Raw genomic sequence first — 13,328 nt, forward strand, 5'->3', positions numbered from 1 at the left:
CGTAATGTACCTGCCTACATTCGGGGCCACGTCGCCCGGTCCAGGAGGTCCCCGATGCGCAGGCTTCTTCCGTCCCTGGCCTGTTTGCTGCTGGCCGTGACCGCATGTGGCGGAGGCGGAGGCGAGCAGGGCTCCGGCTCCGCAGATCCGATCAAGGTGGGCCTCATCGTCTCCCTGACCGGCAACTACACTCCGCTCGGCAGCGAGGACAAGAAGGCCGTCGAGCTGGCGGTCGAGCAGGTCAACGCCCAGGGCGGGCTGCTGGGCCGCAAGGTCGAGCTCGTCACGCGGGACGACAAGACCGCCCCCGACCAGGGCATCGTGGCCTACAACCAGATCAAGGGCGACATCGACGCGCTGATCGGCCCGGTGTTCTCCAACTCGGCGCTGGCGGTCGAGCCGCTCGCGCAGCGCGACAAGATGCCGTACCTGTCGCTGGCGCCGGCTCAGGAGCAGGTCGAGCCGATCAAGTCCTACATCTTCGTCACCCCCGCCCTGTCCAGCATGTACGCCGAGCGCTTCCTGCAGTACATCCAGGCCGAGGGCATCAAGACGATCGCGGTCGGCTGGGACTCCAAGAGCGCCTACTCGGTCTCCGGCCACGAGTCGATGGTGGCCCTGGCGCCCAAGTACGGCGTGACGATCGCCGTGGACGAGCCGTACGAGACGACCACCTCCGACTTCAGCCCCCTGTTCACCCACGTGCGCGACTCCAAGGCCGAGGCCCTGGTCTTCTGGGGCTCGGGCGCGCCCGGCGTGACGGCGGCCAAGCAGTACGTGGCCTCCGGGCTGAAGACGCCGCTGTTCCTGACCGCGTCGCAGGCCAGCAAGCTGTGGCTGGAGCCGATGGGCGCGGCGGCCGAGGGCATGACCGTGCAGAGCGCCATCGGCGTGGTGGGCGACCACCTGCCCGACGGCAAGCAGAAGCAGGTCATCGAGCAGATGGCCAAGCCGTATCAGGACAAGCACGGTTATCCGCCGCCGCAGTTCGCCCAGGACGGCTACAGCGCCTCGCTGCTGCTGTTCGAGGCCATCAGGAAGGCGAACAGCACGGACAAGACCAAGATCCAGCAGGCGCTCGAGAAGATGGACCTGATCACGCCCAACGGCCGCTTCCGCTACTCCGCCACCGACCACTCCGGCCTGTCGCCCGAGTACATCTCGGTCAACACGGTGAAGAACGGGCAGTTCGTGCCGACGGAGTGGGCCAAGGAGCAGCTCACCAAGACCGTCAACGCGGCGGGGTGAGGCGTGCCGGAGGAAAGCGCGCTCTCGGTCAGCGGGGTCTCCCGGAGCTTCGGGGGCGTCTACGCCGTCCGCGACGTCTCACTGAGCGTCGCGGACGGCGAAGTCTGCGCGGTGATCGGCCCGAACGGGGCCGGCAAGTCCACCCTGTTCAACCTGATCACCGGGCATCTGGCGGCCGAGCACGGCCGGATCACGTTCCATGGGCACCGGGTGGACCGGCTCGCGCCACACCGGCGGGCCCGGCTCGGCATGTCGATCGTCTTCCAGGCGGCCCGGGTGTTCGGCGGCATGACGGTCAGGGAGAACGTCATGGTGGGCTCGCACGGCCGCACCAGGGCCGGGTTCGTCTCCGCCGCGCTGCGGCTGCCGCGGCACCGGCGCGACGAGCGTGAGATCGCCGCCGAGGCCGACGTCGCGCTCGAACGCGTGGGGCTGGCCGAATGGGCGGACCGGCCCGCCGACCGGCTGCCGATCGGCCAGCAGCGGGCCCTGCAACTGGCCCGCGCCCTGTGCGCCCGGCCCCGCCTGCTGCTGCTCGACGAGCCCGCCTCCGGGCTGCGCGGCGAGGAACGCGAGCGCTTGGCGTCGCTGGTGGAGGAGCTGCGGGCGGGCGGGCTGACGATCCTGCTGATCGAGCACGACGTGGCGTTCGTGACCCGGCTGGCCGACCGCATCGTGGTGCTCGACCTGGGCCAGGTGATCGCCGACGGCCCACCGGCCGAGGTCCGCGCCGATCCCCTGGTGCTGGCCGCCTACCTCGGACAGGCCTCATGATCGAAGTCCAGGACCTGGTGGTCTCGTACGGCACCGCGACCGCGCTCGACCACCTCACGCTCACGGTCGGCGAGGGCGAGATGGTGGCCCTGCTCGGCCCGAACGGCGCCGGCAAGTCCACCCTGGCCAACACGCTGGCCGGCATCATCGCCCCCGCGTCCGGCACGGTGCGGATCGGCGGGCGGCTCGCGCTCATCCCCGAGGGCCGCCAGCTCTTCCCCGACCTGTCCGTCGCCGACAACCTCGCCCTCGGCGGCTGGCGCTCGGGCCTGCGCGACCCCTCCTCCGTCTACGAGCTGCTGCCCCGGCTGGCCGAGCTGGCGGGCCGGCGCGCGGGCGTGCTGTCCGGCGGCGAGCAGCAGATGGTGGCGTTCGGGCGGGCGATGATGTCGCGCCCCGAGGTGCTGGTGGTGGACGAGCTGTCGCTCGGGCTCGCGCCCGGCGTCACCGCCGACCTGGCCGCCCATCTGGCTGAACTCAACCGGTCGCAGGGGCTGGCGGTGCTGCTCATCGAGCAGAACGCGCGGCTGGCGTTCGAGCTGTGCTCGCGGGCGTACGTGCTGGAGTCCGGACGGCTGGTGACCGAGGGCGCCTGCGCCGACCTGGCCGACGACCCGCGGGTGGCGGCCGCGTACCTGGGCGGTGCCGTCACATGAGCGCGTTCCTGAGCTATCTGCTGAACGGCCTGGCGGTCGGCTGCGCCATCGCCCTCATCGCCAGCGGCCTGGTCACCATCCACCGCGTCACGGGCGTGGTGAACTTCGCCCAGGGCACGTTCGCCGTCGTCGCCGGACTGTGCACCTCCTCGCTGCTCGGGCTCGGCTTCCCGCACGGGCTGAGCGAGCTGGCCGCCGTGCTCGCGGCGGCGGTGGCGGGGCTGCTGACCGGGCTGGCCGCGATCGGCAAGCGGGGCACCACGCCACTCGCCTCGCTGATCGTCACGCTCGGGGTGGGCGTGCTCGCGTACGCCGTGGAGATCGTCCTGTGGGGCGACCAGCCGCGCTCGGCCCCCGGGCTGGCGGGCTCGGTGACCGTCGCGGGAGCCCACATCCAGACGCAGCACCTGCTCGTCATCGGCGTCACGGCGGCCACGTTCGTGCTGCTCGCGCTCTTCTTCGGCCGCACCTACCTGGGCAAGGCGCTGACCGCCTGCGCCTCCAACCCCTACGCGGCCCGCGTCGTCGGCATCGACGTCCGCCGCATGGGGCTGCTCGCGTTCGCGCTCGGCGGGCTGCTCGGCGGCATCGCCGGGGTGCTGGTGACGCCGCTGCGGCCGATCTCGTTCGACACGGACGTGACGCTCATCGTCAACGGCTTCGCCGCCGCCGTCTTCGGCGCGCTCACCCGGCCGATGATCGCGCTCTTCGGCGCGCTGCTGCTCGGCGTGGCCGAGACCATGGCCGCCGGGTACGGCTACGGCTCCCACCAGCTGGAGGTGGCACTCGGCCTGATGATCATCGTCATGATCGTGCAGGCCGGCCGCCGCTCGGCCATCTCGGAGGAGACGGTATGACCAGGTTCGTCAGACCGGCCGCCGTCCTCCTGGTCGCCGCCGTGACCCTCGTGCTCCCGGCGACGCTCGACGACAGCGCGCTGGCCGTCTACATCCTGCTCGGCCTGGCCGCCATCGTCACGGCCGGGGTCTCCCTGCTCATGGGCTACGCCGGCCAGGTCTCGCTCGGGCAGGGCGCCTTCTACGCCATCGGCGCCTACACCGCCGCGCTCCTGTCGCTGGGCGGCGTCCCCCCGCTCGTCGGCCTGCTCGCCGCCCCCGTGGCCGCGGCCGTCTTCGCCCTCGTCATCGGCACGCCGCTGCTCCGCCTGCGCGGCCACCACCTGGCCTTCGCCACCCTCGCCATGCAGCTCATCCTGCTGTCGCTGGCCGGGCAGCTGGAGTTCACCGGCGGCGACATCGGGCTGCAGGCGATCCCGCAGTTCAGCCTGGGCTCGTTCGAGGCCAGCGGGGCGGCGGCGTACGCGTACATGACCTGGGCCGGGCTGGCGGTGGTCATGCTGATCACGCACAACGTGATCTCCTCCCGCCCCGGCCGCGCGCTGCGCGCGCTGGCCACGAGCGAGACGGCCGCCGCCTCATCCGGCATCCCGGTGGGCCGCTACAAGCTGGTGGTCTTCGCCCTGTCGGCCACGTTCGCCGGGCTCGCCGGCGGCATCTACTGCTTCTACACCGGGTACGTGGCGCCGGGGTCCTTCCCCGTGCTCATCTCCATCCAGTACATCGTGATGGCGGTGGTCGGCGGGCTCGGCACGATCTGGGGCGCCGTCGTGGGGGCCACCGCGATCACGCTGCTGGTGCAGGGGCTGGACCGGCTGGCGTCGCTGCCGGGGATGCCGACGTACGCGCCGAGCGTGCTGTCGTACGCGGTGTACGCGCTGGTGCTCATCGTGGTGGTGCTCTTCATGCCGCGCGGCCTGGTGCCGGCCCTGTCACGCCGGCCGGACCGCAAGCCCCGCCGCTGAGCCTTTGACGCATCTCATGACGAGGAAGACGGGATGCCGGGCCGCCTCCGGCCGGCGCGCCGCCCAGGCCGGGTCCGGCTCGGGCTCGGCCAGCTCGTCCAGCCACAGCTCGTGGCGGCGGAAGGTGTTGACGTACGTCGCCAGCGTCCGGTGGTTGGCGCCCACCTGACGGCGCAGCGACGACTGCTCACCGTCGGCCCGCCACCAGCCCTCGGCCTGGTAACGCGCGTGGGCGGGCCAGGAGCCCGAGACGCCGGGGCCGCCGGGGAAGCACGGATGCAGGATCAAGCAGGCGAAGATCCCGCCCGGGCGCAGCGCCGCCGCCGCGGTCGCGACCGCGCCGTCCAGGTCGTCGATGTCGGACAGGCCGAAACCGCACACCACCGCGTCGAACGAGCCCAGCTCCCGCAGCCGCCCCTCGGCGGTGACGTCGGCGTGCAGGTAGCGCACACCCAGCGGGGCCGCGCGCTCGGCGGCCTCCGCCTTGCCGATCAGCGCGGCCGAGATGTCGGCCCCCACGACCTCGGCGCCCCTGCGGGCCAGCTCGCGGCTGATCCGGCCGTGCCCGCAGGCGATCTCCAGCATGCGGCGGCCCGCCACCGGCTCCAGGAGGGCCAGCAGGCGCAGTGAGGCCGGGTCGTCGATGGTGTCGCTCCAGCCGGACGCGTAGAAGTCGGCGATCTCGTCGTAGCGCGCAACGCCTGCCATGGTCCTCACGGTACGCGTGCGGTCCCCGGCTGGAGGAGAGCTGTTCGTCCAGCGCGGAACCCGGCGGGCAAAGATCACGTCATGGAGGCGCATGATTGCGGTCTGACCGGCTTTTCCGCCCGTCCGGAGGGAGGAGGATCGGCCCCGGGCCGAGCACCGTACGACGTCGGGGGTAGGACATGGGCACGCCCAGATTCGGGGCGATCACCGCACTGGCCGCGCTGGCCGCCGCTCTCTGGCCCGCCCCGGTCACAGCCGTGGCCCCACGGCCACCCGCCCCCGCCGACGACTCCGCCCGCGACTCCCGGCGGTTGTGGCCTTCCGCCGGCGACCCCGGCGACCTCCGCGAACCCGGGCTGCCCTCGGCGCGGGACCCGCGCCATCCTGGGCTGCCCTCCGTGCGGGACCCACGCCGGCCTGGGCTGCCCTCCGCGCGGAAATCGGGCCGGCCTGGGCCGCCCTCCGTCCGCGACCCCCGGCGTCCCCGGCCTCCGGCAGGTGAGGCGGGCGACTCCGGGCGTTCGGCCGGTGACCTGGCCGTGCCACCGCCACCGCCGGTCAGGAACGCGATCCTGCGCGTCACCGACGTGCTCACCCCCGACCCCCTGATCGCCGGAGCGAGGGCCGTCTACGCCCTGACCGTGGCGAACACCGGTGACCGGGACGCCGACGACGTCCTCGTCACCGGTCTGCTCGACGAGAACCTCGCCCTCGGCCTGCTGCCCGCCGACTGCTCCGCGACCGGCCACACCGTCGTCTGCGGCGGCTCCGGCCTGACGATCGCGCCGGGCCGCGACATCACGTACGAGCTCCCCGTCACGACCAGCCCCGCGATCCCCGACGGCACGAACCTCACCAACCGCGCCTACGTCACCTCCCCGAACGCGACCGCCGACGAGGCCCAGCTCATCATCCGGGCCCGGTCCGTGGCCGACGTGGAGATCGTCAAGCACGCCCCGGCCACGGCCCCGACCGGCGGCACCGTCGCGTACCGGCTGACGGTCGTCAACCACGGCCCGTCGCAGGCGGTGGACGTCACCGTGCAGGACCATCTCGGCGGCGACGGCGCCACGCTGCCCGCCGAATGCTCCGCCGCCGGACCGGCCCTCACCTGTCCCCTCGGGGTGCTCGACCCGGACGAGCGAAGGACGTTCGGCTACACCGTCGTCCCCGGCGTCGCCGGGCTGATGGAGGGCTGCGCCACCGTGCACACCGGCGGGCGTGAGCGGAACACCGCGGACAACCGCTCCTGCGCCGGCACCACCGTCATGGGCGACCCGCCGTCGTCGGACCCCGCGCTCGGCACCGGCGAGACGACCGACGAGGTCGCCGAGGAGGCCGCGGACGAGACGGCCGGCGGGACGGGTGACGGGGCGGCGCGGAGCCGCGAGCATGGCGCGCGCGGCCATCATGAGAAGGCGGGGCAGGCCGGGGCCGAGAACGGTGACGGCCAGGACGAGCCGAAGTCCCTCGCCGCCGGCGGCGAGGTGCCGGCGCCCGCGCACCACCGGACCCAGTCCCTCCCCCTGACCGGCGCGTCGCTCTGGATGCTCGGCCTGGGCGTCGCCGTGCTGCTCGCGATCGGCCTGCTCGTCCGCTCGTTCTCCCACCGCGACCCGCGCCCCGGGCGAACCCGCTGACCTGCTCAGGGCACCGGCGCGTCCCGCAGGTCCTACGGCACCGGCGCGTCCCTGGTCCACGAGCCGAGCACCAGGAGCGTCTTCGTCCCCGTGACGTCGCCGGCCCTGCGCAGCCGGTCGATGACCTTCTGCAGGTGCCCGAGGTCCCGCACCCGTACGTGGATCAGCGCGTCCGGGTCACCGGCGATGGTGAAGACGGCCTGCACCTCGGCCACGTCCGCCGCGGTGCGGATGATCTCGCTGACCGGCGTCGTGCCCGGATAACGCAGCTCGGTGAACGCCTCGATCCCCCACCCGAGCTTGGCGTAGTCGATCTGCACCGAGAAGCCGGTGATCACCCCGAGCTCGCGCAGCCGGTCCACCCGCCGCTTGACCGCCGCCACCGACAGCCCGATCCGCTCGGCCATCTCGGAGAACGTCCTGCGCCCGTCCTCCCGCAGCAGCCGCAGCACGTGATGATCGATGTCGTCGATCTCAGGCACGGAGAACGCCCCCTTCCGGCGCAAACAAATCGAGCCGGGAACCCCATCGACTCAGTTAGTTTGCGTCTTCGACCCACTTTCTCCTCTAATACTTGCGCACATCCTGCCCGGGTTGCTGTGCTGAGAATCTCACGTCAGCGCCCAGCACGTACGACAGCCAGGAGGTTCGAGCGTGAGCGAGACTCCCGCCCCCGTATCGCTCGACGACAAGTACACCGCGTCCGGCGGCCGGGTGCTCATCTCCGGCATCCAGGCCCTGGTCCGCCTGACGCTGGAGCAGCGCCGCCTCGACCAGGCCCGCGGCCTGGACACCCGGGCGTTCGTCTCCGGCTACCAGGGCTCGCCGCTCGCGGGCGTCGACCTGGAGATGGGCCGGGCCAAGCGGTTCCTGGACGAGGCGGGCGTGGTGTTCCAGGCCGGCCTGAACGAGGAACTGGCCGCCACGGCGGTGGCCGGCACCCAGCTGCTCGGCCAGGTCCCCGGCCGCAGGCACCAGGGCGTCACCGGCTTCTGGTACGGCAAGAACCCCGGCCTCGACCGCGCCGCCGACGCCATCAGGCACGCCAACGTGGCGGGCACCGCGCCGCTCGGCGGCGCCGTGGCCTGGATCGGCGACGACCCCGGCTGCAAGTCCTCCACGCTGCCCAGCTCGTGCGAGCCGATGTGCCAGAGCCTGTCGATGCCGCTGCTCGCGCCCTCCTCCGTGGCCGAGATCATCGAGTACGGGCTGCACGCGGTGGCCATGTCGCGGGCCACCGGCCTGTGGGTGGGCCTGAAGATCGTCGCCGACGTCGCCGACGCCTCGTCCACCGTCGACCTCGATCCGCTGCGCGCGGGCGTCCCCGTGCCCGGACAGGAGTCCAGGGCCCCGTCCCCCATCCTGCTCGGCGCGGCCGCCCTGGACGCCGAGCACGACCTGCTCACCCGCCGCCTCGACCTGGCCCGCGCCTACGCCCGCGAGCACGGCCTCAACCGGATCATGTCCGGCGCCGGCAACACCAGGCTGGGCGTGCTCGCCTCGGGCGCCACGTACGCGATCGTCGAGCGGGCCCTGTCGGATCTCGGCCTCGACGAGGCGGCGCGGGACGAGCTGGGCCTGCGCCTGATCAGGCTGGCGATGCCGTTCCCCGTCGACGCGGGCGAGCTGGCGGCCATGACCTCCGACCTGGACAAGGTGCTGGTGGTCGAGGACAAGGTGCCGTTCCTGGAAGGGCACCTCAAGCAGGCCCTGTACGGCGGCGAGCGGGCCCCCGCCGTGGTGGGCCGCGAACTGCTGACCGCCAGGGGCACGCTCAGCGCCGAGGACGTGGCCAAGGCCGTCGCCACCTGCCTCGGCCTCACTCCGCCACGCAGGGAGCGGCGGCGCGGCCTGCTGCCGGTGGTCGCCGCCCGCACCCCGTACTTCTGCTCCGGCTGCCCGCACAACACCTCCACCCGCACCGCGGACGACACGCTGGTCGGCGTCGGCATCGGCTGCCACGCGATGATCGCGCTGGACGGGCACGGGCGCGGCACGCAGGTCGGCATCACCCAGATGGGCGGCGAGGGCGCCCAGTGGATCGGGCTGGCGCCGTTCACCGAGGACCGGCACTTCGTGCAGAACATCGGCGACGGCACCTTCCACCACTCCGGCTCCCTGGCGATCAGGGCCGCCGTCGCGGCGGGGGTGACGATGACGTACAAGCTGCTCTACAACGACGCCGTGGCCATGACCGGCGGGCAGCGCGCCGAGGGGCGGCTGGACGTGCCCGCGCTCACCGAGGAGCTGGCCGTCGAGGGTGTCCGCAAGATCGTGGTCACCACGCCAGAGCCGGAGACGTACCGGGGGGTGCGGCTGGCGCCGATCGCCTCCGTACGGCACCGCGACGACCTGCCCGAGGTCGAGAAGGAGCTGGCCGCGGCCGGCGGCGTCACCGTGCTCATCCACGACGACCGCTGCGCCGCCGAGGAGCGGCGGCTGCGCAAGCGCGGCAAGGTGCCCGCGGCGGCCGAGAAGGTGCTGATCAACGAGCGCGTCTGCGAGGGCTGCGGCGACTGCGGCGACGTCTCGACGTGCCTGTCCGTGCAGCCGGTCGAGACCGAGTACGGCCGCAAGACCCGCATCCACCAGGCGTCCTGCAACACGGATTTGAGCTGCCTCAAGGGCGACTGCCCTTCGTTCCTCCTAATCGAGCCGGGCACCGGGAAGCCGCGCACGGGGAAGGCGCGCACCGGGAAGCCTGGCGCCGGCAAGGCGAGCACCGGGGAGCCGCGCACCTCGCCGCCACCCCTCCCCGTCCACCTCACCGAGCCCGCCACCCACCACGGGGCCGGGGACTCGGTGCTGGTCAGGATGCCCGGCATCGGCGGCACCGGCGTCGTCACCGTCTCCCAGATCCTGCAGATGGCCGCCCATCTCGACGGCCTGCACGCCGCCGGGATCGAGCAGACCGGGCTCGCGCAGAAGGGCGGGCCCGTGGTCAGCGACGTGCGGCTGTCCAGGCGTCCGCTCACCGGGTCCGTACGCGCCTCGGAGGGCGGCGCGGACGTCATCATCGGCTTCGACGTGCTCGGCGCGGCGGCCGACGCCACCCTCGCCGTGGCCTCGCCGGAACGCACCGTCGCCGTGCTCAACACCGCCGTCGTCCCCACCGCCGCCATGGTGACCGGCCGCGTGCCGGTGCCGGGACACGCCGACGCGGTCACGCGGGTCGCCTCGGCCACCAAGGAGCAGCTCTGCGTGGACGCCCACGCCCTGTCCGAGGCGCTGTTCGGCGACCACATGCCGGCCAACCTGCTGCTGCTCGGGGCCGCGTACCAGCGTGGCTGCCTGCCCGTCGGCGCCGACGCGATCGAGCGGGCCATCACGCTCAACCGGGCCGCCGTAGAGCAGAACCTGGCCGCCTTCCGCTGGGGGCGGGCCGCCGTGGCCGACCCGGAGGCCGTCCGCCGGGCGGCGCTGCCCGGCTCGGAGCCGGAGGCGCCGCAGAAGCTGGACGAGCTCGTGGCCACCCGGGTCGCCGACCTGACGGGCTACCAGAACGCGACCTACGCCCGTACGTACGCCGACGACGTCCGTCAGGTGACGGCGCTGGCCGTCGAACGCGCGGGCGCGGAGCAGGGCGCCGCCATCGCCACCGCCTACGCCCGCGGCCTGCACAAACTGATGGCCTACAAGGACGAGTACGAGGTCGCCCGCCTCCACCTCGACCCCGCCGAGGTTGCCCGGCGCGAGCGCGAGTTCGGCGCGGACGCCGTCGTGTCGGTGCTGCTGCACCCGCCGGTGCTGCGCGCAATGGGCATGAAGCGCAAGATCCGCCTGCGCCGCTCGGCCGGCGTCCTGTTCCGCGGCCTGCGCGCCGCCCGCGTCCTGCGCGGAACCGCGTTCGACGTCTTCGGCCGGGCCGAGGTCCGCCGGGTCGAGCGCGAGCTGGTCACCGAGTACCGCACCATGATCCGCACCGCCCTGACCCGCCTCACCCCCGCCAACGCGGCGGCGGTCGAGGAACTCGCGGGGCTGCCGGAGCTGATCCGGGGGTACGAGGACATCAAGCTCGCCCGGGTCGCGGAGTTCCGCGACCGCGCCGGGAAGACCCTGGAAACCCTGTGACCACGCCGGCGAACCGACGGAACACCACCGAGGCCCTCCACCCCAAGGACCAGAACAACTAACCTCCACCAGACCGACCAGAACAGCTAACCTCCACCCATCAGCCCAGAACAGTTGACGTACTACCTCACAAGAGCTGACGTCGACCGCCACCAGGAGCTCGAACCGTGACTTTTGCCCCAGTTGACCGGCTGCTGCCCGACCAGGACGCCCGCGACCTCATCGAGCTCACCAGGGAGATCGCCGACAAGGAGCTGGCGCGCCGGGTGGACGAGCACGAGCGGGCGGAGACGTACCCGGAGGGGTTGTTCGCCACGCTGGGCGCGGCGGGGCTGCTCGGCCTGCCCTACCCGGAGGAGCACGGCGGGGGCGCGCAGCCGTACGAGGTGTACCTCCAGGTCATCGAGGAGCTGGCGATGCGCTGGGCCGCCGTCGCGGTGGCGACCAGCGTGCACACGCTGGCCTGCTTCCCGGTGGCGACGTACGGCACACCCGAGCAGCGGGAGCGGTGGCTGCCCGACCTGCTGGCCGGGCGTCTCATCGGCGGCTACAGCCTGTCGGAGCCCCAGGCCGGCTCCGACGCCGGCGCGCTGACCTGCAAGGCGGAACGGGTCGAGCACGGCTACCGGATCACCGGCAACAAGGCGTGGATCACCCATGGCGGCATCGCCGACTTCTACGCCCTGTTCGCCCGCACGGGCGAGGGCTCCCGAGGCATCTCCTGCTTCCTCGCCCCCGGCGCCGCCGACGGCCTGACGTTCGGCCGCCCGGAGGAGAAGATGGGCCTGCACGCCGTCCCCACGACCAGCGCGCATTGGGACGGGGCCATCCTGGACGCCGACCGCCTGATCGGCGAGGAGGGCCAGGGCCTGCAGATCGCCTTCAGCGCCCTCGACTCGGGCCGCCTCGGCATCGCCGCCTGCGCGACCGGCCTGGCCCAGGCGGCCCTGGACGAGGCGGTGGCGTACGCGAAGGAACGGCAGACGTTCGGCAAGAAGATCATCGACCACCAGGGCCTCGGCTTCCTCCTGGCCGACATGGCCGCCGGCGTCGACACCGCCCGCGCCACCTACTTGGACGCGGCCCGCCGCCGCGACGCCGGCCTCCCGTACAGCCGCCAGGCCAGCGTCGCCAAACTGGTGGCCACGGACACGGCGATGAAGGTCACCACGGACGCGGTGCAGGTGCTGGGCGGGTACGGGTACACGCGGGAGTTCCGGGTCGAGCGCTACATGCGCGAAGCCAAGATCATGCAGATCTTCGAGGGCACCAACCAGATCCAGCGCCTCGTCATCAGCCGCCACCTGGCCAAGTAGGCCCTGACGTGTGGAACCCCGCTTTCCAAGTGCTGGGAGGCGGGGTTCGTGGTCTCGGCCTGGGAGCTTGAACGATCACTGTTCCCGTCCCTGTTCCGTGAGAGACCTCGCGCGAGCGGAACAGGCGGTCGTCGCTCGCCTTGCAGCGCTCTCGTGGGAGCCGGGCATCATGCGTGCGTAGACCGTATGGCCGTTCGCGTGGCCGCTGAAGAAGCCGCGCGATCAGGCGTCTGTCAGCCGCCGCCGTCTGCCATGCCGCAACTGCTCACCCAGCGCTCTAAGCCTGTTCAGCTTGCGGTCCGCCGGATCGCCTGCGGCCACTTCGAGCAGGTAAGACTTGAACAGCGCTTCCGTGTCGCGCGTCATGCAAAGCTGATCGAGCATTTCCTTGGGGGGAAGCGCCGCGGAACGTGTACTGACATCGTCCGCAGAAGCGGCCGCCTCCTTCTCGGCCTCATTCAGCAACTTCCCGACTGCCTGGTGTGACATACCCAGCAGGTAACCGATGTCGCGGTGAACGTAACCTCTTCGCGCCAGATCAGCCACCGTTGCCTGCGTCGCTTCAGCAGCCTTCTGTCTGACTAGGGTCGCCGCGAGGCGGGTTACCAGCGTGGCCTCCAGTTCTGTAGCCACTTCTTCGTCGGCCACGGTCACGTCGAAGTCGGCGTTGATCTCGAAGACGTCCACATCCAGCATGGTGACCACCAGGTCACGCGCCATCTCCTCGGCTTGCTCCAGGCGCTTCACCTGGGTGTGGTAACTGCGCTTGAGGCCGGGGCCGGAGACGGTCAAAGCCCACCAGCCATCACTCTTACTGGCGGTGATGGTGTAAGTGTCACGCTTGCTCACTGCTCCTCCTGCTCCTTCGCAACCTCAACAAGGATGTTCTCCCAGTTCTCCAAGATTCCTTTAGCCGTGCGCTCGTTGACCTCCGAGTGGCGAGGCACGGGCATCGCCTCGGAGCCGGCATGCCACTTGGTGTGGCTGCCGCCTTCGGTTGAGCGAACGGACACGCCATACTCCTTGGCGAGCTTGCGCATCCGCCGCTCTAGATCCCGCTTCCTCATCATCAGTGTAGGCTACCGAGGTTGCA

At 72.0% G+C, this 13,328-nt stretch carries 12 protein-coding genes; 8 read left to right on the forward strand and 4 right to left on the reverse strand.

Annotated features, from left to right (window positions below; genetic code table 11):
• Positions 1-54: 54 nt before the first annotated feature.
• Genes OIE67_RS33805 through OIE67_RS33825 form a run of 5 tightly spaced genes read left to right on the forward strand, consistent with a single transcriptional unit; the run spans position 55 to position 4,500 of the window.
• Positions 55-1,248 (forward strand): ABC transporter substrate-binding protein, encoded by a 1,194-nt coding sequence (locus OIE67_RS33805; RefSeq protein ID WP_326628135.1) that lies wholly within the window; start codon positions 55-57, stop codon positions 1,246-1,248.
• A 3-nt stretch (positions 1,249-1,251) separates the two neighbouring features.
• Positions 1,252-2,022, forward strand: coding sequence for an ABC transporter ATP-binding protein (locus OIE67_RS33810; RefSeq protein ID WP_326628137.1), 771 nt, complete (start codon positions 1,252-1,254; stop codon positions 2,020-2,022).
• Positions 2,019-2,678, forward strand: a complete 660-nt coding sequence (locus OIE67_RS33815) for an ABC transporter ATP-binding protein (protein WP_326628139.1) — start codon at positions 2,019-2,021, stop codon at positions 2,676-2,678. The genes OIE67_RS33810 and OIE67_RS33815 overlap by 4 nt, the downstream gene beginning before the upstream one ends.
• Entirely contained in the window at positions 2,675-3,535 is an 861-nt protein-coding gene (locus tag OIE67_RS33820; RefSeq protein WP_326628141.1) for a branched-chain amino acid ABC transporter permease, read from the forward strand. The genes OIE67_RS33815 and OIE67_RS33820 overlap by 4 nt, the downstream gene beginning before the upstream one ends.
• A complete protein-coding gene (locus OIE67_RS33825; RefSeq protein WP_326628143.1) occupies positions 3,532-4,500 on the forward strand; it encodes a branched-chain amino acid ABC transporter permease in 969 nt (322 codons plus the stop codon). Before OIE67_RS33820 ends, OIE67_RS33825 begins: the two co-directional genes overlap by 4 nt.
• Here the strand turns inward: OIE67_RS33825 and OIE67_RS33830 are convergent.
• Positions 4,468-5,208 (reverse strand): class I SAM-dependent methyltransferase, encoded by a 741-nt coding sequence (locus OIE67_RS33830; RefSeq protein ID WP_326628146.1) that lies wholly within the window; start codon positions 5,206-5,208, stop codon positions 4,468-4,470. The two genes, OIE67_RS33825 and OIE67_RS33830, sit on opposite strands and share 33 nt — an antisense overlap.
• 179 nt (positions 5,209-5,387) lie before the next feature.
• Between OIE67_RS33830 and OIE67_RS33835 the strand changes: the two genes are divergently transcribed.
• Positions 5,388-6,848: a COG1361 family protein gene (locus OIE67_RS33835; RefSeq protein WP_326628147.1), complete on the forward strand. Its 1,461-nt coding sequence runs from the start codon at positions 5,388-5,390 to the stop codon at positions 6,846-6,848.
• A gap of 32 nt (positions 6,849-6,880) precedes the next feature.
• On the opposite strand, the gene OIE67_RS33840 is transcribed toward OIE67_RS33835, so the two are convergent.
• Positions 6,881-7,330, reverse strand: coding sequence for an Lrp/AsnC family transcriptional regulator (locus OIE67_RS33840; RefSeq protein ID WP_326628149.1), 450 nt, complete (start codon positions 7,328-7,330; stop codon positions 6,881-6,883).
• Between the two features lie 172 nt (positions 7,331-7,502).
• Here OIE67_RS33840 and OIE67_RS33845 point away from each other — a divergent pair, with 172 nt between their 5' ends.
• Positions 7,503-10,919, forward strand: a complete 3,417-nt coding sequence (locus OIE67_RS33845) for an indolepyruvate ferredoxin oxidoreductase family protein (protein ID WP_326628151.1) — start codon at positions 7,503-7,505, stop codon at positions 10,917-10,919.
• 167 nt (positions 10,920-11,086) lie between these two features.
• Complete coding sequence (locus tag OIE67_RS33850) at positions 11,087-12,235, forward strand: acyl-CoA dehydrogenase family protein (protein ID WP_106235736.1); 1,149 nt, start codon at positions 11,087-11,089, stop codon at positions 12,233-12,235.
• A gap of 222 nt (positions 12,236-12,457) precedes the next feature.
• Here OIE67_RS33850 and OIE67_RS33855 read toward each other — a convergent pair whose 3' ends face one another.
• Both OIE67_RS33855 and OIE67_RS33860 read right to left on the reverse strand, forming a co-directional pair.
• Positions 12,458-13,084, reverse strand: coding sequence for a hypothetical protein (locus OIE67_RS33855; protein WP_326628155.1), 627 nt, complete (start codon positions 13,082-13,084; stop codon positions 12,458-12,460).
• Positions 13,081-13,305, reverse strand: coding sequence for a hypothetical protein (locus OIE67_RS33860; RefSeq protein ID WP_326628157.1), 225 nt, complete (start codon positions 13,303-13,305; stop codon positions 13,081-13,083). Before OIE67_RS33860 ends, OIE67_RS33855 begins: the two co-directional genes overlap by 4 nt.
• Positions 13,306-13,328: the final 23 nt, after the last annotated feature.

This window comes from Nonomuraea fuscirosea, from assembly GCF_035917475.1.
GTDB classification, from domain to species: Bacteria; Actinomycetota; Actinomycetes; order Streptosporangiales; family Streptosporangiaceae; genus Nonomuraea; species Nonomuraea fuscirosea.

Coding starts and splice junctions, on each gene's coding strand:
- OIE67_RS33820 (WP_326628141.1), top strand. CDS start 2,675: ATGAGCGCGTTCCTGAGCTATCTGCTGAACGGCCTGGCGGTCGGCTGC.
- OIE67_RS33815 (WP_326628139.1), top strand. CDS start 2,019: ATGATCGAAGTCCAGGACCTGGTGGTCTCGTACGGCACCGCGACCGCG.
- OIE67_RS33860 (WP_326628157.1), bottom strand. CDS start 13,305: ATGATGAGGAAGCGGGATCTAGAGCGGCGGATGCGCAAGCTCGCCAAG.
- OIE67_RS33825 (WP_326628143.1), top strand. CDS start 3,532: ATGACCAGGTTCGTCAGACCGGCCGCCGTCCTCCTGGTCGCCGCCGTG.
- OIE67_RS33830 (WP_326628146.1), bottom strand. CDS start 5,208: ATGGCAGGCGTTGCGCGCTACGACGAGATCGCCGACTTCTACGCGTCC.
- OIE67_RS33805 (WP_326628135.1), top strand. CDS start 55: ATGCGCAGGCTTCTTCCGTCCCTGGCCTGTTTGCTGCTGGCCGTGACC.
- OIE67_RS33835 (WP_326628147.1), top strand. CDS start 5,388: ATGGGCACGCCCAGATTCGGGGCGATCACCGCACTGGCCGCGCTGGCC.